The organism is Azospirillum sp. Sh1 (genome assembly GCF_008365135.1).
Lineage (GTDB): Bacteria > Pseudomonadota > Alphaproteobacteria > Azospirillales > Azospirillaceae > Azospirillum > Azospirillum oryzae.
Map to the genome: position 1 here is coordinate 1 of NZ_VTTK01000094.1, position 902 is coordinate 902.

Consider the following 902-nt stretch of genomic DNA (forward strand, 5'->3'; position numbering starts at 1 on the left):
AACACCTCGTCGTAGGGCACGTTGGCCTCGGCCAGCAGCACGTTCATGTGACCGGGCATGCGGCCCGCCACCGGGTGGATGGCGTACTTCACGTCCACGCCTTCATGCTTCAGCGCATCGGACATTTCGCGCAGGGCGTGCTGGGCCTGGGCCACCGCCATGCCGTAGCCCGGCACCACGATCACCGACTGGGCGTTCTTCATGATGTAGGCGGCATCCTCGGCCGAGCCGGCCTTGACGCTGCCCTGCGGTCCCTTGGCCTCACCGCCGGCCGCGGCAGCCTCGCCGCCGAAGCCGCCGAGGATCACGTTGAAGATCGAGCGGTTCATGCCCTTGCACATGATGTAGGACAGGATCGCACCCGAGGAACCGACCAGCGCGCCGGTGATGATCAGCAGGTTGTTCTGCAGGGTGAAGCCGATGCCGCAGGCCGCCCAGCCGGAGTAGCTGTTCAGCATCGAGATGACCACCGGCATGTCGGCACCGCCGATCGGCAGGATCAGCAGGAAACCGAGAGCGAGCGAGACTGCCACGATCAGCCAGAGCGCCGCATCGGCGTTCGACTGCACCAGCCAGCCGATCAGGATGACGGTCAGCACGCCCAGCGCCGCGTTCAGCGGGTGCTGCATCGGAAAGACCAGCGGCTTGCCGGTGACCAGACCCTGCAGCTTGGCGAAGGCGACCAGCGAGCCGGTGAAGGTGATGGCGCCGATGGCGGTGCCGAGCGCCATTTCGATCAGCGAGCCCTTGGCGATGGCGCCGCGGACGCCGATGCCATAGGCCTCCGGCGAGTAGAAGGCGGCCAGCGCCACGAAGACGGCGGCGAGACCGACCAGCGAGTGGAAGGCGGCGACCAGCTGCGGCAGCGCCGTCATCTCGATCTTCTTGGCGACGACATAGCC

General features: G+C 67.1%; 1 protein-coding gene. It reads right to left on the reverse strand.

From position 1 onward, the window contains the following. On the reverse strand, positions 1–902 hold a 902-nt coding region (locus tag FZ029_RS32750; RefSeq protein ID WP_149274381.1), incomplete at both ends, for an NAD(P)(+) transhydrogenase (Re/Si-specific) subunit beta.